The sequence below is a fragment of the Rhodococcus sp. NPDC019050 genome, assembly GCF_055664235.1.
On sequence record NZ_JBVOON010000002.1, the window covers coordinates 225,549 to 243,480 of the forward strand.

Here is a 17,932-nt window from a genome sequence, read left to right on the forward strand (position 1 = left end):
CTCCGGTATGAAAACCATCTTGCCGGAAACCATTCAGAAGGTAAAGGTGATCAGTGGCACTAGACTGATAGGCGTGTCCGATCAGAGTTATCAGCCCACCCTGTCGCAGCTGCGTGCCTTCGTCGCAGTCGCCAAGTATCGCCACTTCGGTACTGCCGCTACCAGATTGAGTGTGAGCCAACCCACTTTGTCGCAGGGGCTGGCGGCGCTCGAGAACGGCCTCGGGGTCCACCTGATCGAACGGAGCACCCGTCGCGTGCTCGTGACCCCCGCCGGTGCGCGGCTCCTCCCACAGGCCCAGGCGATCCTCGACGCCGCCGACGGGTTCGTCGCCGCGGCCGCCGGCGCGTCCGATGGACTGTCCGGCCCGCTCCGCCTCGGCTTCATCCCCACCGTGGCGCCGTACGTGCTGCCCGACCTGCTTCCCGCGCTGGGGGTGACGATGCCGAACCTGGTACTCCATGTCGTCGAGGACCAGACCGCGCGGCTCCTCGGTGCGCTGCGCGCCGGAACCCTCGACGCGGCCGTGGTGGCGTTGCCGTCCGAGATTTCCGGGGTGGTCGAGATGCCGTTGTATTCGGAGGATTTCGTGCTCGTCGTGCCCACGGGCCACGAGTTGGCGGGCCGAGTGGACGTGCCGGTGTCCGCGCTCGACAACGCGCCGTTGCTGCTGCTCGACGAGGGACACTGCCTGCGCGACCAGACTCTCGACCTGTGCCGGTCCGTCGATGTCCGTCCGATGGCGGGTGACACGCGCGCGACCTCGCTCGCGACTGTGGTGCGGTGCGTCGCCGGGGGACTGGGGATCACGCTCGTCCCCGCGTCGTCGATACCCGTGGAGACCGCGCGCGGCGATCTCGCAATGGCTTATTTCGCTTCGCCCGCGCCGAGTCGCACGATCGGTCTGGTCGTGCGGTCGTCCACCGCCCGCGCAGCCGACTACCGAGCGCTGGCCGACATCATCAGGGCGCAACTGCCCGCGCAGGTGCGCCCCATCGGGTGAGCCGGATCAGCCCCGGCCCTTGCGGGGCCTGCCGGAACCTTTGGGGCGGTTGGTGTTGCCACCACGCCGTGCCTTGGGCTTCTTGTCTCCCACGACTCGTTTGGGCTGGGACCCTTGGCGTTCCCCGCGCCGCGGACCCTTGCGGTCTTTGATGCTGTCCGCCGGAGCCTCCGAATCCTGTTGGCGCCCCCGCGAACTGTTGGCGGTGCGGCCGCGGACGATACCGACGAACGTATCGACGAGGTCGGTGGTGTTCTCGGTGATCCACACGAGCCCGACCTGCGACGCGGGCGCATCGGTGACAGGCCGGTAGGTGAGGTCCTTGCGATGGTGCAGGCGGGCGAGCGACTGGGGGGTGACGAGCACACCGACCTCGGACGCCACATGGGAGACCGCGGTCTCCGTATCGGCGGGGCGCTCGAACGCCTCCTCGCCCGGGAAGGTTGCCCAGTCGAGTACGTCGTCGAGGGGGTGCAACACGGTCTCGTCTGCGAGGTCCGCCACCGAAACCTGGTCCACCGCGGCGATCGCATGCTCCTTCGGGACCACCACCACGGAAGCCTCCGTGTAGAGGTTGATCACCGACAGACCGTCCCGCTCGAGCGGCAGGCGCAGCAGCGCGATGTCGGCCGTCCCGTCCCGTAGCGGTTCCGCGCCCGAGGTGGGCTCGACGGGGACGAGTTCGATCGGGACGTCCGGCATACGTTCCGTCCACACCCGGACCCATTTCGTGGGGGTGACCCCGGGGACATAGGCCAGCCGGAACGCCTTCGCGGACTCTTCGTTCACCTGGTCAGGCTACCGGTAGGGTGCGCGGCCGGACCGATTCAGCCCTCCGCGACCTCGAACTCGTCGAACACCACCTCGCCCGCGGCATCGGACTCCGCGAGGTTGACCTCGGCCAGGAGCGCCCATCCGTGATCGCCCTGAGGGTCGTGCAGCGTCTGACGCACCCGCCACACCTCGGTGTCCATTTCGACCGAGAAGAGTTGCGGCCCGCGGGCATCGGGACCGGTCCCGATTTCGGAGTACTCGTCGAAGTACAGCTCGAGAAGATCCTCCCAGTCCTCCGCGTCCAGACCGTCGCCGAGTTGCGCGAGATCGTACCAACGGCGACGTGCCGCGAGTTCGACGCGCTTGAACATCGCATTGCGCACCATGACCTTGAACGCGCGCGTGTTCGCGGAGAGCGGCCGCGGGACATCCGCCCCGAACGCGACCTGCTGGTCGTCCGATTCGACACCCGGGTTCGTGAGGGATTCCCATTCGTCGAGCAGCGACGAATCCACCTGCCGGATGAGCTCACCGAGCCACTCGATGATGTCCTCGAGTTCCTCCGTGCGCGCCACGTCCGGCACGGTCTGCCGCAGCGCCCGGTAGGCGTCGGCGAGATACCGCAGCACGAGGCCTTCCGAACGCGCGAGCCCGTAGTGGCTCACCAGTTCCGAGAAGGTCATCGCGCGCTCGATCATGTCCCGCACCACAGATTTCGGTGACAACGGTGTCTCCGCGACCCACGGGTGGCCACCGCGATACGTTTCGAACGCCGGGTCGAGGAGTTCGGCGAGCGGCTTGGGCCAGGTGATCTCTTCGAGCAGTTCCATGCGCTCGTCGTACTCGATGCCGTCCGCCTTCATCTGCGCGACGGCTTCACCCCGTGCCGCGTGCTGCTGGGCCATGAGGATCTGACGGGGATCGTCGAGCGTCGACTCGATCACCGACACGACGTCGAGCGCGTAATCGGGAGCGTCGATGTCGAGCAGTTCGATGGCGGCGAGTGCGAACGGCGAGAGCGGCTGATTCAAAGCGAAGTCGCGCTGGAGATCAACGGTCAGTCGTGCCATGCGACCGTATTCGTCGGGCTCGTCGAGTTGCTGGACGACGCCGGCCTGCAACAGGCCGCGGTAGAGCGAGATCGCCTTGAGAATGTGCTTGCGCTGGGCCGGGCGGGGCTCGTGGTTGTCCTCGAGGAGATGTCGCATCGCCTGGAAGCAGTTGCCGGGACGCGCGATGACGTTGAGCAGCATCGAGTTGCTCACCGAGAATCGCGACTGCATCGGCTCGGGGGACGCGACGATGAGCTTATCGAAGGTGCCCTCACCCCACGAGACGAACCCTTCGGGCGCCTTCTTCCGCTGCACCTTGCGGCGCTTCTTCGGATCCTCGCCGGCTTTGGCCAATGCCCGGACGTTCTCGATCTCGTGCTCGGGTGCCTGCACGACGACCGTGCCCATGGTGTCGTACCCGGCGCGGCCCGCCCGCCCCGCGATCTGGTGGAACTCACGCGCCTTGAGCTGCCGGGTGCGGGTGCCGTCGTATTTGGTCAGTCCCGTCAGCAGCACCGTGCGGATAGGCACGTTGATCCCGACGCCGAGCGTGTCGGTACCGCAGATGACCTTCAGAAGTCCGTCCTGCGCGAGCTTTTCGATCAGTCGCCGGTACTTGGGCAGCATTCCCGCGTGGTGCACGCCGATGCCGTGGCGGACCAGACGCGAAAGCGTCTTGCCGAAGCCGGTCGAGAAGCGGAACTCGCCGAGAGCGGAGGCGATCGCCTCCTTCTCGGCTTTCGTGCACATGTTGACGCTGGTGAGTGCCTGCGCTCGTTCGAGGGCGGCCGCCTGGGTGAAGTGGACGACGTACACCGGAGCCTGATGCGTGGTGATAAGTTCCTCGATGGCCTCGCCGATCGGGGCCTGGGAGTACGAGAAGGTCAGGGGCACCGGCCGCTCGGACCCGGCGACCTCGACGGTGGGTCGTCCGGTGCGCCGGGTGAGATCCTTCTGGAGGAACGACACGTCCCCGAGCGTCGCGGACATCAGCAGGAACTGTGCATGCGGCAGTTCGATGAGGGGCACCTGCCAGGCCCAGCCGCGGCCCGGCTCGGAGTAGAAGTGGAATTCGTCCATCACCACCTGGCCGATGTCGGAGTCGGCGCCTTCGCGCAGCGCGAGATTCGCGACGATCTCGGCGGTCGCGCAGATGATCGGGGCAGTCGGGTTGACCGACGCGTCTCCCGTCATCATTCCGACGCGGTCGGCTCCGAACACCTCGCACAGCGCGAAGAACTTCTCGCTGACGAGCGCCTTGATCGGCGCCGTGTAGAACGTGCGCTTACCGGCGGCAAGGGCGAAGAAGTGAGCACCGATCGCCACCATCGACTTGCCCGATCCGGTCGGCGTCGCCAGGATCACGTGCGAGCCGCTCACGAGTTCGAGGAGCGCTTCTTCCTGCGCCGGGTAGAGCGTCAGTCCCCGATCCGTCGTCCATGAGGTGAATGCGTCGAAGAGGGCGTCGTCGTCGACGGGGTCGGGTATCAGATCGGGAAGCAGCACTGTTCCAGGCTAGTCGCCCCGGCGGTGCGCACTCTCCGCGCACGTCGTGCCCGCGGAGAGTTGTGCCGCCACATGTCGATCCGGGGCGACGGCCCCGCTAGGTGGCGCTGCGCTCGTCGGACTCCATCACGTCGAGTACGGCCATGCGGGTGGCCGGGCCGCCCTTGATGCCCGCTTCGCTCACACCCGAGACGAGGAGCCGTCGCCAGCTTTCCTCGTCGAACTGGAGAGGAGTGGTGGTGTCGAGAAAGTTCTCCACGACCTTCAGGAACCGCATCGGGTCGTCCCGGAAGGGGAAATGGCCGGCGCCGCGGAAGACCTCGAGACGGGAACCGGGCATCGCGGAATGCGCGAGGTAGGCGTGCCCCACCGGAATGACGCTGTCGCGGTCACCCCAGATCAGCTGCACCGGCAGATCTTCGGTGAGATAACTGCGGTCGAGCATCGTCACCACCTGGCCGCGCCAGTCGACGACCGCGCGAAGGGTCCGCAGGTAGGCCTCGCACGCCGTCGGATCGGGAAGCCCACCGAGGATGCGCACCAGGTCCGAGGCGTCGTGGAGCAGTGCGCCGGGGCGCAGTGGCGTTTGGTTGAGCTGGCTCAGCGCGGAACCGGCGAGTCTCATCGCGGGCATCGCGCCCGGTATGCGAAGGAGTTTGAGCACCTCGCTGACGACGGGCACCGACACCATCCGCAGCACGGGGTGGACGTCCTTGGTGACTCCGCCGGAGGACACGAGCACGAGACGCTCGACCTTGCCGGGGAACTGGTACGCGAACTGCATCGCGACGCCACCGCCGAGCGAGTGCCCGACCACCGTGACCTTGTCGATTCCGAGCACCGACAACAGGTCGCGCATGCCGTTGGCGTAGGCAGCGACCGAGTAATCGGCTCGTGGCTTGTCGGAGCGACCGTGCCCGAGCAGGTCGGGGGCGATCACGGTGTACTTCTCCGCGAGGTGCGGGATCACCTCCTGCCAGGTCGACGAGTCGTCGCCGATCCCGTGGATGAGCAGCAGCGCAGGCCCGCTGCCGGCCATCCGGAAGGCGCGTCGGTACCCGTGGATCGTCCGGAAGACCATGCGCGGTTCCTTGTCGGGAACCGGCCGGAGCTTCCTCGAGCGCGCTATGGCCATGACCGTCTCCTACCGACATGGGGAGGCACCTACGCGCGGCCGTTTGCTCGACCGTGACGGCATCGCCACCCGGAGTCACTCTCGCATGCCGAGAGAGCGTACCGAGTGTAGGTGACTCGGAGGGACACGATCGTAACGGTCATGAAACGTCCCACCATGGACACGCCGCCTCGTGACATACCCCCGTACGGTCAGTCCGGCCGGTCGGTCTCGTCGTCGCCGCGCCCGTCGGTGTTCTCGTCGACCCCCTGGCCGGTGTCCTCGTCGACCCCCTGGTCGGTGTCCTCTTCGCCGCGCTGGTCGTATTCGGCGAGGAAGCGCTCGAACTCCGCACCGAGTTCCTCCCCGGTCGGAAGATTCTCGTCGGTGGGAAGGGGAGCGGTCTGCTGTTCCTGCGCGGCCACATAGCTGTCGTACTGCCGCTCGAGCGCCTGGACGACCGACTGCACTTCCTCGTTGCCCTCGATGTGCTCGTCGATCTGCTCACGGACCCGTGCCGCCGCCTCGTCGAGCGCGTGCAGCGGAATGTCCAGATTCCCGATCTCCGCGACGTGGGTGAGCAGCGTTTCCGCGGCGGCCGGGTAGTCCGTCTGAGCCAGGTAGTGGGGCACGTGCACCGAGAATCCGACCGACTCGTGTCCGTGCTGCGCCATCCGGAGTTCGAGCAGCGACGACGCGCCCGCGGGGATCTGCAGTTCACCGGACCAGCGATGGTGACCCGCGATGAGATCCTTGTTCGTCGAATGTGCGGTGACCGAGAGCGGCCGCGTGTGCGGGGTCGCCATCGGAATGGAATTGAGACCGATCGTGCGCCGGACGTTGAACTGCTCCGCGAGCAGACGTACCGCCGTGATGAACCGTTCCCACTTGAGGTCCGGTTCGCTGCCGGCAAGCAGCAGGAACGGGGTGCCGGCGTTGTCGATCAGGGCGTACAGATTCAGTTCGGGCGCCGCATAGTCGGAAAAGTGGTCCGACTTGAACGTCATCAGCGGGCGCCGGGACCGGTAGTCGATGAGATCGTCCACCGCGAAGGACGCCACGAGTTCGGTCTCGAGCGTCTCCCTCAGGTGCGTGGTGGCAAGCCGCACGGAGTGTCCGGCGTCCGCGAACCCCTCGAGGCCGTGAACGAGAACCGGACCCTGCCCGTCGGCGGTCATGAGTTGTGGAGCAGGAAACTCCAGCTCGTACATCCGGGACTGCTCGTCCATTGGGGAACCACTCCGATCACACTGCGCCGTCGTAGCCTTCCCGCCGGTGCAGCACCGGCGTGGCATGGTGGTGTCCGAGTCTAATTGAAGCGGCGGTGGCGATTTCCCGGGTCCGGGCCCGCTCGACTGTGGACGACGGAGGTTCAGGTGGCGAAGCGCGGCGCTCCACGACGCACGAGCACGCACGACCGCTGCCCGGTGCCGGTGGCCACGCGACGTCCGGTCGCCGCCGCGCTCCTCCTCGCGTGCGCATCGTTCCTGGCTGCAGCGTGTACGAGCACGGTTCCCGGCGTCGCTCGCCCGGTGGACTCGGCGCCCTCCGGGAGCCCACCCGCGACGGTGTCGCCGGGTCCCGGCCCATCGGCCGGAGGGGGTGCGGTGCCCGGGGCCCTGCTGTTGCCGGCCGATCGCTTCCCCGAGACCTACAGCGCCGTGATTCTGGAACCGCAGGCCGTCGCGCAGGCCGCGCCGGATCTCACCGGTATCCCAACCGGCGCCCGGGTCGACCCCGCGGGCTGTCTGCCGCCGTCACAGGACTACGGGCCGGCGGGTACTGCCATGGCGGTCGGCACCGACACCGCAGGCCGTGCCACGCTCAGCGTCGAAGTGGTGACCGCTGCGGCGACACTGGGGGAGTACCGCTCTCACGTCGCGGAATGTGGACGGGTCGAGGCCACCCATCGAGGTGCCACCGCGACCGTCACCACTGTGCTCGAGCCCGACCCTCCGGTCCTCGTCCCGGGTTCGGAGACGCTGGCCTTGTCGCGGACGGTCCGGTCCGGGCACGGCGGGGACCTGCTCACCCAGTCGATGATCACGCGCACGGCACAACTCGGCGACGTGCGTGTGCTGGTGACCTACATGACGTTCGAATCAGGTGCTCCGGACGTCGAAAACCTCGATCGCGCGTACGCGGACGCGGTGCGGTACGCGCTCGAAGGGCGCCCACGGTAGAGGCCGACGCCGACGCGCAGCCCGCCCTGCCCGGTGGGGCCGCGCGACGTTCGCGCAGTTGTCCACATCGGTCTCGGCGATCCCCAGACGGGACGATCCGGCGCCGCGCGGGCCGGTTCGGTCACCGCCTCGGGGGACGGTTCGGACATGACCACACCTACCTCGTCCTCGCGTCCGCTCCGCCTCACCGACATCGGAGATCTGATCGCGGCGGTGCCCGCGCTGCTCGGGTTCCGTCCCACGCGTTCCCTCGTCGTCCTGAGCCTGTCGCCCGCGACTGCGGGGCCCGGCGCGGGCGGGGCCGCCACGATCGGGGCGGTGATGCGCCACGACCTGTTGCTGGACGGACCGCGGCACACCGCGCCGGACCCGATGCACGACGCGTTCCGCCGATTCCGCGCCGTGTGTTCACGGGAGGGAGCGGACTCCGTGATCGCGCTGCTGGTCGACGACCGCCTCACCGACCCGCACGGACCCGACGCCGAGCGCGCCCACACGATCGTGGAGGAGTTCGCCGCATCTCTCGCCACCGCGGACATCACCCTCGGCGGCGCGCTGGCGGTCCCCGCCATCGATGCCGGGGCGATCTGGTTCGTTCCCGGTCGCGGGGAATGCGGAACAGTGCCCGACCCCGACACCTCCGTCGTGGCGGCCGCGCGGGTGTTCGACGGCAACCCGATCCGGCGGGCCCGCAGCGAACTCGTCGCCCTCCTCGAGCCCTACCCGGCAAAGTTCCGGGAGGAGGTGGCCGACTGCCTCGACGAGGCCGCCCATGCCCGGGACCTCGCATACGAGCGCGCCGAGCGGGCCGGGGGAGCGGAGTACGCCGACCGGACCGAACTGCAGACGCTTCTGTCGTTCGTCGCCGGAAGCGCCGACAGCGACGGGATGCTTCCCCGTGACTACGCCGAACTGGCCGTGATCCTTGCGAACCGGACGGTGCGTGACGCGGTGCTGGCGCTCGCGGCCGGACCTCTGGCGTGCGCCGCGGAACGCCTGTGGGTGGATCTTGCACGCGCCCTTCCCGATCCCGAGCGCGCCGATGCGGCCGCTCTGGTGGCGTTCGGTGCATACGTGCGCGGCGACGGGCCCTTCGCCGGAGTCGCGCTCAAGGCCGCGCTCGAATCCGATCCCCGGCACCGGCTTTCGGATCTGCTCGACCAGGCTCTGCAGGCGGGCTTGCGGCCCGAGTCCATCCGGGGACTCGCGGCGACCGGATACGAGATCGCCGCGAGACTCGGCGTCGAGTTACCGCACGACGGGTGTGCGGATTGAGTCAGCCGCGACGGGCCGCATGGGAACGTTCACCCAGACTCTGTGCGAAATCCCAGGCATCCGCGACGATCTCGTCGAGATCGGTGTGCTTGGGCGTCCATCCCAGTTCGTTCACGGCGCGGGCGCTCGACGCGATCAGCACCGCAGGATCGCCGGCGCGCCGCGGGGCGTCGACGGTCGGGATGGGCAGCCCGGTGACGCGTTCGCACGCGGCGATCACTTCCCGGACACTGAATCCTTCGCCGCTGCCGAGGTTGTAGATGCGATGGGTCCTCGGCTCCGATCGGGTGAGTGCCAGCACGTGCGCGTCGGCGAGATCCTTCACATGGATGTAGTCGCGCACCGCGGTGCCGTCCTTGGTGGGCCAGTCGGTGCCGAACACCGAGATGTGGTCGCGCTGTCCGAGCGCCACCTGCAGAACCAGGGGGATCAGGTGGGTCTCGACGGTGCGGTTCTCACCGGCCCCGCCGTACGCGCCGGCGACATTGAAGTACCGCAGGCTCGTCGCTGCCAGTCCGTGTGCGTGGGCATACGACGAGATGGCGTGGTCGATCGCCAGTTTCGACGCGCCGTACGGGTTGGTGGGCCGGGTCGGGGCATCCTCGACGATCGGTACCTCGTCGGGCTCGCCGTAGGTCGCGGCGGTGGACGAGAAGACGAGGCGCGGGGTGTGCGACCGGCGGATCGCCTCGAGCAACGTCAACGTGGTGACGACATTGCCCTGCCAGTACTTCTCGGGCTGTTCGACGGATTCCCCGACCAGCGACTGCGCTCCGAAGTGCAGTACGCCGTCGAAACGGGGACCGTCCTCGCCGGTGCCGAGCACGTCGGCCGCGACCGTCGCGATGTCGCCTTCGACGAATTCGGCGCCGGCGGGGACGGCGTCCGCGTTCCCCGTGGACAGGTCGTCGACGACGACCACCTCGTGGCCTTGTTCGAGCAGCACCGTGCTGCACACGCTGCCCACGTACCCGGCACCGCCGGTCACCAGAAGTCTCACGCTGGGAATCCCCTCTTCACAGGCCCACGCGGGCCTGCGAAGAGGTCTGCGTCAGACCTGCTTCACCTGCACTGCGTGGGCCATCTCGTCGGAAAGCTCGAAGCTGTCGTGCCCGGCCGTCGTGATGGTCACCGAGCCCGGGCGCGTCTCGACTGTAACGCGCGCGTCCGGAACCACTCCGGCCTCGCGGAGGCGGGCAATGACCTCCGGGTCGGACTGGACGTACTCGGCCAGTCGCCGCACGACCACCGCGGTCGGCTTCCCATTGGTGATCTCCGTCAGGCGGACCAGTTTCTCGTCGGGTGCCGCGTGCTTGTCCAGGCCGAGCTGTGCCAGGCCGGGAATCGGGTTTCCGTACGGGGAGGTCGTCGGGTTGTTGAGCACCTCGACCAGGCGCCGCTCGACCTCCTCGCTCATCACGTGCTCCCAGCGGCACGCCTCGGCATGCACGTTCTCCCAGTCGAGGCCGATGACATCGACGAGGAGACGTTCCGCGAGACGGTGTTTGCGCATCACAGAGACCGCGAGGTCGCGGCCTTTCTCGGTCAGCTGTAGGTGGCGGTCTCCGGCAACGCGCAGCAGGCCGTCCCGCTCCATGCGGGCGACCGTCTGGCTGACGGTGGGTCCACTCTGCTCGAGGCGTTCGGCGATGCGCGCACGCAACGGCACGACGCCTTCCTCTTCCAGATCGTAGATCGTCCGGAGATACATCTCCGTGGTATCGACCAGGTCCTTCACTCTCACACCCCTTCGTCTGCGCCGATTCTAACCGTGCGAATAGGGCGGTGGGGGCGCCCGCAGTTGCTCGCGCGTCCAGGCGGCGACCAGTAGCGTCTGTGTCCATGACCACTAGCTCCACCGCCGAGGGCGGTACGACACAACTGGGCGGCGATCGAGTGGTGGTGTGGAGCCCCGATTACCTCGATTATCGGTGGGGTCCGACACACCCCATGAACCCCACGCGTCTCGATCTCACCATGGCGCTGTCGAAGAGCCTCGGTCTACTCGAGGGTGTCGAGACCGTGCATCCCTCTCCGGCGGACGATGCCGACCTCCTGCGGATCCACACCCCGGCCTACCTCGACGCCGTCAAGCGAGCGGGTGCTGTCGAACCCGGCACCGATCCCGTCGCCGACGCACCCCACGGCCTCGGTACCGACGACAACCCCATCTTCCCGCGCATGCACGAAGCGAGTGCGACTCTCGCCGGCGGCACCCTCGCTGCCGCGCGGGAGATCGCGTCCGGACGCACCCGGCGCGCGGTGAGCATCGGGGGCGGCATGCACCACGCCATGTCCGACTGGGCTGCTGGGTTCTGTGTCTACAACGACGCCGCCATCGCCATTTCGTGGCTTCTCGACAACGGCTACGACCGCATCGCGTACGTGGACGTCGATGCGCACCACGGGGACGGTGTGCAGCACGCCTTCCTCGGCGACCCGCGGGTGCTGACGATCTCCCTGCATCAGCATCCGGCGACCTTATGGCCCAACACCGGTTGGTCGAGCGAGATCGGCGCGGGTGCGGCCGAGGGCACATCGATCAACATGCCTGTGCTTCCCGGAACCGTGGATTCGTTGTGGCTGAGGGCTTTTCATGCGATCGTGCCCGGCGCGCTCGCAGCGTTCCGCCCGCAGATCCTGATCAGCCAGTGCGGCGCCGACAGTCACCGCGAAGACCCGCTCGCCGATCTGTCCCTGACGGTGGACGGTCAGCGCGCGTCCTATCTCGCGATGCGCGACCTCGCGGACCGTCACTGCGAGGGCCGCTGGCTCGCCGTCGGGGGCGGTGGCTACGGGCTGGTCCGGGTCGTGCCAAGGGCGTGGACCCATCTCATCGCCGCGGCGCTCGACCGGGAAGTCGACCCCACCACCGCAGTGCCGGAGGAATGGCGCGAACGCGTCGGGGCCCTCGCTCCGGGCGTGGACCTGCCGACCGTCATGGGGGAGGATGCGGACGTGTCCTACCTCCCGTGGGACGGTCCCGGAGGTACCCCGGAAACCGGGGTAGCGTCGCTCGACCGGGCGCTCACCCGCATCGACTCGGCGATCGTCGCCACGCGCCGAGCAGCCTTCCCGCTGCTCGGCCTGGACCCGGAGGACCCGCGTGACTGAATCCCGGCAGGTACCGGCGGACTCGGATGTCGAGCCCGCGAAGACCGAAGCGGAGATCGCCGCCGATGCCGCACGCGAGCGCGCACTGGCCGTCGCCCGCGACTATCCGCGGCACTGGGTCGCCGACGTCCTCGCCTCCGACGGTGGGGTCGTGCACCTGCGCCCCATCGTTCCCGAGGACGCCGACCGCATCGTCGAGTTCCACGGCAAACTCTCGGAACGAACCCGCTATCTGCGCTACTTCGGGCCGTATCCCACGATTTCGAAGAAGGACCTGTTCCGGTTCACCGTCGTCGACCATCACACGCGTGTCGCCTTCGTCGCGCTGCTCGGGGACGAGATCATCGCGGTCGGCCGGTACGAGGGACTTCCGAGCGAGGGCGACGGTTTGTCTGCGGAAGTGGCGTTCACCGTCGCCGACGCACACCAGGGGCGTGGCCTGGGGCCGATCCTGCTCGAGCATCTGGCCGGCGCGGCGGCCGAGAACGGCCTGCACACCTTCGTCGCGGAGGTGCTCGCCGAGAACCGCCACATGATCACCGTGTTTCGCGAAGCGGGATACCAGGTCAGCCGCAGTTTCGAGGGCGGCGTCGTCCGACTCGAGTTCGCAATCGATCCCACCGAAGCTCTCGTCTCGGTGCGGAACGCCCGCGAACGCGCCGCCGAAGCGCGCAGCGTCCGCAACATCCTCGGACCGGGCAGCGTCGCGGTGATCGGCGCATCCACCGACAGTCGCAAGGTCGGCAACGCGGTCCTCGTGAACATGCTGCGGAGTGGGTTCACCGGACCGGTGTACCCGGTCAACGCGGAACACCGCTCCGTGCGCGGCGTGCGCGCCTACCCGACGGTGCGCGACATCCCGGACGAAGTGGACCTCGCCATCGCCGCGGTGCCGGCCGAGTCCATCGACGCGGTTCTCGACGACTGCCTCGCCAAAGGCGTCAAGGCCCTGCTGGTCGTGTCCTCGGGATTCGGTGAGACCGGGCCGGAGGGCCGAGACGCGGAACGTCGGCTCGCGCTGGCCGCCCGCTCCCACGGCATGCGCCTGATCGGACCCAATGCTCTCGGCGTCGCCAACAACGATCCGTCGATCCTGCTCAACGCGACCCTGGCACCCGTACTCCCGGCCCCCGGGAACGTCGGGTTCTTCTGCCAGTCGGGCGCCCTCGGTATCGCCATCCTCGACGAGGCCGCCAAGACCGGAGTGGGGTTGTCGTCGTTCGTTTCCGCCGGCAACCGCGCCGACCTGTCCGGCAACGACCTGCTGCAGTACTGGGACACCGATCCGGCGACCGAGGTGGTGTTGCTGTACCTCGAGAGCTTCGGCAACCCGCGGAAATTCTCGAGGATCGCCCGGCGGGTGGCGCGCAGCAAACCGATCGTGGCGGTCAAGAGCGGACGTCACGCCGTACCGCCCGCCCTCGCGGCGCGCACCGGCGAGATGGACGACAGCATGGTGCGCAGCCTGTTCGAGCAGGCCGGTGTCGTGCAGGTCGAATCGATTGCGCAACTGTTCGATTCGGCGCTGCTGTTCGGATATCAGCCACTTCCAGCCGGGCCGCGGGTCGCCGTGATCGGCAACTCCACCGCCCTCGGCGTGCTCGCGGTCGACGCGGCGCGAGGGGAAGGACTGGTGGCGCCGGAGTCGGTGGACCTCGGGCCGCAGGCGAGCCCGGACGAGTTCGCCGAGGCTGTGGCGCACGCCCTGGATTCGGCGAACATCGACGCGGTGATCGCGGTGTTCGTGCCCCCGGTCGCGGTCGACGTACAACCGTTCGCGAAGGCACTGCGGGACGCGGTCTCTGAATCTGAAAAGCCCGTCGTGACCACGTTCCTCGCCACTGAAGGCATCCCCGACGTTCTCGCCGTCCGGGATTCGGCCGGCAATCCCACCCGGGGATCGGTGCCGTCGTACCCGGGGCCGGAACGTGCGGCCAAGGCACTTGCGCGGGCGTGGCGGTACGCGAAGTGGCGCAGTCGTCCGCCGTCGCAGGTCGTGCGGCCGGCGGGGATCGATCCCGAACGCGCCCGCGCGCTCGTCCAGGGGTGGCTCGAGACCAGCCCCGAGGGCCGCTACCTCTCCGACACGGAGGCGGCGTTGCTGCTGTCCTGCTACGGCGTGCAGATCGCGGATTTCCGGGCGGTGACCACCGAGTCGGAAGCGGTCGCCGCAGCCAAGGAGATCGGTTTCCCGGTCGCGGTGAAGGCCACCGGTGCCCAGTGGCGGCACCGCCCCGACCTGACCGGCGTGCGACTGGATCTCGTCGACTCGGAATCGGTACGGATCGCGTATCGCGACCTCGCGGCGATCTCGGGTGAACCGCTTCTGCACGTGCAGAAAATGGCGGTCAAGGGGATCGGCTGCGCGATCCGCGTGCAGGACGATCCGTCGTTCGGTGCACTGATCTCGTTCGGTCTCGCCGGGGTCATCTCCGATCTGCTCGGCGACCGGGCATTCCGGGTGCTGCCGCTCACCGAGGACGAAGCGACCGAGCTGATCGACGCTCCCAAAGCTGCGCCGCTGCTCTCCGGGTACCGCAACGCGGCTCCGGTGAACAAGGCCGCCCTGGTGGACGTGGTGCAGCGGATCTCCGCTCTTGCCGACGATCTGCCCGAGGTGCGCGATCTCGTGTGCGAACCGCTTCTCGCATCCCCGGTGGGGGTGGAACTGACCGACGCGCATGTCCGCATCGGCCCGGAACCGCATCCACTCGATCTGGGTCCGCGCCGCCTCCGCTGACCGCGGGGGCGCAGGGGCTGCTCCGGGAAGGGGCAGCCCTACAGACAGGACGATCCCCGAGGACCCAGCCCGGTCCTCGGGGATCTTTCACCGCTGACGCGCCCGGTCAGCTGGCATATGCGCGAAGGCGATCTGCGCGTTCGCCCTCGCGAAGCTTGCCCATCACTTCGCGCTCGATCTGGCGGACCCGCTCGCGCGACAACCCGAACAGCTTGCCGATCTGATCGAGGGTGCGCGGCTGCCCGTCGTCGAGGCCGTACCGCAGGCGGATGACCTGCTGCTCACGTTCGTCGAGGGTGGACAGCACGGTCCGAACATCGCTGTGCAGGAGGCCCGCGATGACCGCATTCTCCGCCGAGGTGGCCTCGGCGTCCTCGATGAAGTCGCCCAGCGGGGCTTCCTCGTCGTTGCCGACCGGCATGTCGAGGCTCACCGGGTCGCGGCTGTGGTCGAGCAGATCGGCGATCTTCTCGACCGCGATGCCCGACTCGCTCGACAATTCGGCGTCGGTCGCTTCCCGGCCGAGCTGCTGGTGCAGTTCACGCTTGATCCGCGCCAGCTTGTTGACCTGCTCGACGAGGTGGACGGGGAGACGGATGGTGCGGCTCTGGTCGGCCATGCCACGGGTGATCGCCTGACGGATCCACCAGGTGGCGTAGGTCGAGAACTTGAAGCCCTTGGCGTAGTCGAACTTCTCCATGGCGCGGATCAGGCCGAGGTTGCCTTCCTGGATCAGGTCCAGCAGGGGCATCCCGCGCCCGGTGTAACGCTTCGCGAGCGAAACCACGAGACGGAGATTGGCTTCGAGCAGATGACTGCGGGCCTCCTGGCCTTCACGCACGACGATGGACAGGTCGCGCTTCTTCGCCGCGGTGAGACGCTTCTTGGTCTCGAGCACGTGCTTGGCATACAGGCCGGCCTCGATCCGCTTGGCAAGCTCCACCTCATCGGCTGCCGTCAGCAGTGCTGTCTTGCCGATGCCGTTCAGGTAGACGCGGACAAGATCAGCGGCGGGGCTCTGGCTGTCGATGTCCGAATCGACGCGAGCGGTTGTTGCGGGGCGTGCCATGACGTGCCTCCTCATCGGTGGTGTCTTACAGGGTTCAACGCCCGGAAGCCCGGTGATAGTTCCCGGAGGAGTGTGAGCGCCACCGCACTGACCTGCGTAAACCTGCCGCCGGTCCTGAGAAGTTGCTGAGAGATCGTCCGTGTGCTGCTCGGAGGGGTGCGCCGGCGCGGATCAGGCCGGTTCGACGAGACCGTGCCGGACCAAGCCCTGCACGAGCGCGACCGCCTGGGCCGTCAACTGCTCCTCGTCCTCGCCGTGCGCGGCGGCGAGCAGCGACACGAGGTCCTCCAACGGCAGGCCGTCGGCACGCAATCCGCCGAGGAGCGCTGCGGCGAGACTGTCGACTTCGTGCTGCCACCCCGGGCCGCTCCCACGGTGCACCCGCGTGACGGTCTCCTGCCAACCGTCCGCGCCCGGGAGGTACACCCGCTCGAGCGCCGTGTCGGGCCGCAGGGAGAACCGTGCCTCGAGCACGTTGTGGTTCCGGAGCCACTCCACGCGGCGGAAGTAGTCGACCGCTTCGTCTCCGAGTGCATCGGTGAAGGCGTGCCGGAGATCTTCGGCGAGTACATCCGAGGGGCTGTCCGTCCGCCGGAGGTAGACGAACCCGAAGCCGACGCCGTCGACTCCGTTGCGTTCGAAATGGTCGAGCCACCGTTCCGCCGTGGCCGCGCCCTCGGGGTCGCGCTCGTCGGCGTCACCGTCGCGCAGCCAGGTGCCCACGTACAGCGCCGGATCGGCGACGTCGCGCTGCACGATCCACGCGTCCACACCGTGCGCGGGCAGCCAGGAGGCGACGCGGGCGCGCCAGTCCTCGCCGTCGATGTGCACCCACGACGCGAGCATCGCGGCGGTTCCACCGGGGTTCAGATACCGCGCGGCCTCCGAGATCATCAGTTTGCTGGCGCCATCGAGGTCGAGTCCGGAGTCGCGGTAGCTGTGCTCGACACCGCCGGTGCTGACCACGAACGGCGGGTTCGCGACGATGCGGTCGAAGGTCCGTCCCGCCACCGGGTCGAACCACGATCCTTCGAGCAGTTCGAGGTCGACCTCGTTGAGCAGCGCGCCGGCGGCTGTGAGCGTCAGGCAACGCTCGGTGATGTCGGTGGCCGTCACCGTGTCCGCGTAGTCCGTTGCGCGGATCGCCTGGACGCCGCAGCCCGTGCCCAGGTCGAGCACCGAGCCGACGTGATCGGTGGGGGTGGCGTGCAGCAGCGACAGCGATGCCTGGCCGACGCCGAGGACGTGGTCGGGGCGGGTGACAGTGGGCCGGATCGAGCCGTCGAGGTCCGACAGGAGCCATCGGTTGCCCGTACCCGGATCGAAAGGACGCAGATCCAGTGCTGCACGGACCCCGTCACCGTCGCGTTCGAGAAGCCCCGCCCGGATCGCCTCGTCCGGCGAGACCGGCGCGAGCGCGCGAGCTACATCGTCCTCGGGGCAGGTGTCCTGGAGCAGGAACAGGCGCACGAGCAATCCGAGATCGCCCGCGCCGCGGGCCGCGCGCCGGGCCGGTACGGGTTCGCCGCGGCCGAATGCGGCATGCGCTTCGGGTCCGAGCAGTTCCCGCACGGACTCGAGGTCGTAGTGGCATCGGCGAAGCGCCGTGCGCACAGAAGGGCAGATCGACAGAAGCAGGTCGCGGTCCACCCGTGCATTCTCGCAGGGGGCCGACCGCTAACCGTCGATGACCCGGTGGTCGCGCGCCTCGATCGCGGGGTTGGTGTCATAGCGGCCGTCCCAGCGGCTCGGCTCGTCCTTGCTGCGCGGCGGCCGGTCGTTCGCGACCAGGACGGCAACCCACGGAAGCGGGATCGACAGACCGATGATCGCCATCGATATCCACGGATTCTGGAATACGCCGTACGCGATCGCCGCCAGGATGAGTGCGGGGATACGGAACGACATCAACGTGAGGTATTTGCGGACCCGCGCTCGGTGCTGGTCCTCGAGAGACGACGACGCCTCCGTGATCAGAACCGGGTTTTCGGGCGATCCGCTGTCGGGGGACCCACCGAAACCTGAAGTTCTTGCCATAGCCTCCACCTTCCCACGCCCGGTCCTCATATGCACACGCGCATCTCCGGTCGTCGTGCGGCATC

At 68.4% G+C, this 17,932-nt stretch carries 14 protein-coding genes; 5 read left to right on the forward strand and 9 right to left on the reverse strand.

The genetic code is table 11. The features are described from left to right. Positions 1 to 73 precede the first annotated feature (73 nt). Positions 74 to 1,003, forward strand: a complete 930-nt coding sequence (locus tag AC0B44_RS03655) for a hydrogen peroxide-inducible genes activator (RefSeq protein ID WP_471901564.1) — start codon at positions 74 to 76, stop codon at positions 1,001 to 1,003. 6 nt (positions 1,004 to 1,009) lie between these two features. On the opposite strand, the gene AC0B44_RS03660 is transcribed toward AC0B44_RS03655, so the two are convergent. The 4 genes from AC0B44_RS03660 to AC0B44_RS03675 form a co-directional block, all read right to left on the reverse strand. Further along, the gene (locus tag AC0B44_RS03660) at positions 1,010 to 1,792 is read right to left on the reverse strand and encodes a LysR family substrate-binding domain-containing protein (protein ID WP_471901565.1); all 783 of its coding nucleotides are present in this window, start codon (positions 1,790 to 1,792) and stop codon (positions 1,010 to 1,012) included. 38 nt (positions 1,793 to 1,830) lie between these two features. After that, positions 1,831 to 4,335, reverse strand: a complete 2,505-nt coding sequence (locus tag AC0B44_RS03665; RefSeq protein ID WP_471901566.1) for a DEAD/DEAH box helicase — start codon at positions 4,333 to 4,335, stop codon at positions 1,831 to 1,833. Positions 4,336 to 4,432: 97 nt separating this feature from the next. Further along, positions 4,433 to 5,470, reverse strand: a complete 1,038-nt coding sequence (locus AC0B44_RS03670) for an alpha/beta fold hydrolase (RefSeq protein ID WP_471901567.1) — start codon at positions 5,468 to 5,470, stop codon at positions 4,433 to 4,435. 191 nt (positions 5,471 to 5,661) lie between these two features. Then, positions 5,662 to 6,678, reverse strand: a complete 1,017-nt coding sequence (locus AC0B44_RS03675; protein WP_471901568.1) for a proteasome assembly chaperone family protein — start codon at positions 6,676 to 6,678, stop codon at positions 5,662 to 5,664. Between the two features lie 378 nt (positions 6,679 to 7,056). Between AC0B44_RS03675 and AC0B44_RS03680 the strand changes: the two genes are divergently transcribed. Then, on the forward strand, positions 7,057 to 7,632 hold the full coding sequence (locus AC0B44_RS03680; RefSeq protein WP_471901569.1) for a DUF5642 family protein: 576 nt from the start codon (positions 7,057 to 7,059) through the stop codon (positions 7,630 to 7,632). A gap of 147 nt (positions 7,633 to 7,779) precedes the next feature. Beyond that, positions 7,780 to 8,907: a DUF4192 domain-containing protein gene (locus tag AC0B44_RS03685; RefSeq protein WP_471901570.1), complete on the forward strand. Its 1,128-nt coding sequence runs from the start codon at positions 7,780 to 7,782 to the stop codon at positions 8,905 to 8,907. A gap of 1 nt (position 8,908) precedes the next feature. On the opposite strand, the gene galE is transcribed toward AC0B44_RS03685, so the two are convergent. Together galE and AC0B44_RS03695 are read right to left on the reverse strand one after the other, a co-directional pair. Further along, positions 8,909 to 9,907 (reverse strand): UDP-glucose 4-epimerase GalE, encoded by a 999-nt coding sequence (gene galE / locus AC0B44_RS03690; protein WP_471901571.1) that lies wholly within the window; start codon positions 9,905 to 9,907, stop codon positions 8,909 to 8,911. Positions 9,908 to 9,958: 51 nt separating this feature from the next. Continuing rightward, positions 9,959 to 10,645, reverse strand: coding sequence for a metal-dependent transcriptional regulator (locus AC0B44_RS03695; RefSeq protein WP_471901572.1), 687 nt, complete (start codon positions 10,643 to 10,645; stop codon positions 9,959 to 9,961). Between the two features lie 104 nt (positions 10,646 to 10,749). Between AC0B44_RS03695 and AC0B44_RS03700 the strand changes: the two genes are divergently transcribed. Both AC0B44_RS03700 and AC0B44_RS03705 read left to right on the forward strand, forming a co-directional pair. Beyond that, entirely contained in the window at positions 10,750 to 12,021 is a 1,272-nt protein-coding gene (locus tag AC0B44_RS03700; RefSeq protein ID WP_471901573.1) for an acetoin utilization protein AcuC, read from the forward strand. Between the two features lie 55 nt (positions 12,022 to 12,076). After that, on the forward strand, positions 12,077 to 14,761 hold the full coding sequence (locus AC0B44_RS03705) for a bifunctional acetate--CoA ligase family protein/GNAT family N-acetyltransferase (protein ID WP_471901743.1): 2,685 nt from the start codon (positions 12,077 to 12,079) through the stop codon (positions 14,759 to 14,761). Between the two features lie 106 nt (positions 14,762 to 14,867). Here AC0B44_RS03705 and AC0B44_RS03710 read toward each other — a convergent pair whose 3' ends face one another. The 3 genes from AC0B44_RS03710 to AC0B44_RS03720 form a co-directional block, all read right to left on the reverse strand. Then, the gene (locus AC0B44_RS03710; RefSeq protein ID WP_471901574.1) at positions 14,868 to 15,830 is read right to left on the reverse strand and encodes a sigma-70 family RNA polymerase sigma factor; all 963 of its coding nucleotides are present in this window, start codon (positions 15,828 to 15,830) and stop codon (positions 14,868 to 14,870) included. 171 nt (positions 15,831 to 16,001) lie between these two features. Continuing rightward, a complete protein-coding gene (locus AC0B44_RS03715; protein ID WP_471901575.1) occupies positions 16,002 to 17,480 on the reverse strand; it encodes a DUF7782 domain-containing protein in 1,479 nt (492 codons plus the stop codon). A gap of 27 nt (positions 17,481 to 17,507) precedes the next feature. Further along, positions 17,508 to 17,867: a DUF3099 domain-containing protein gene (locus AC0B44_RS03720; RefSeq protein WP_471901576.1), complete on the reverse strand. Its 360-nt coding sequence runs from the start codon at positions 17,865 to 17,867 to the stop codon at positions 17,508 to 17,510. Positions 17,868 to 17,932 lie beyond the last annotated feature (65 nt).

What these genes read in the sequence shown, in the direction of transcription:
- AC0B44_RS03710 (WP_471901574.1), bottom strand. Translation starts at nt 15,830, where the DNA reads ATGGCACGCCCCGCAACAACCGCTCGCGTCGATTCGGACATCGACAGC.
- AC0B44_RS03675 (WP_471901568.1), bottom strand. Translation starts at nt 6,678, where the DNA reads ATGGACGAGCAGTCCCGGATGTACGAGCTGGAGTTTCCTGCTCCACAA.
- AC0B44_RS03685 (WP_471901570.1), top strand. Translation starts at nt 7,780, where the DNA reads ATGACCACACCTACCTCGTCCTCGCGTCCGCTCCGCCTCACCGACATC.
- AC0B44_RS03720 (WP_471901576.1), bottom strand. Translation starts at nt 17,867, where the DNA reads ATGGCAAGAACTTCAGGTTTCGGTGGGTCCCCCGACAGCGGATCGCCC.
- AC0B44_RS03670 (WP_471901567.1), bottom strand. Translation starts at nt 5,470, where the DNA reads ATGGCCATAGCGCGCTCGAGGAAGCTCCGGCCGGTTCCCGACAAGGAA.
- AC0B44_RS03700 (WP_471901573.1), top strand. Translation starts at nt 10,750, where the DNA reads ATGACCACTAGCTCCACCGCCGAGGGCGGTACGACACAACTGGGCGGC.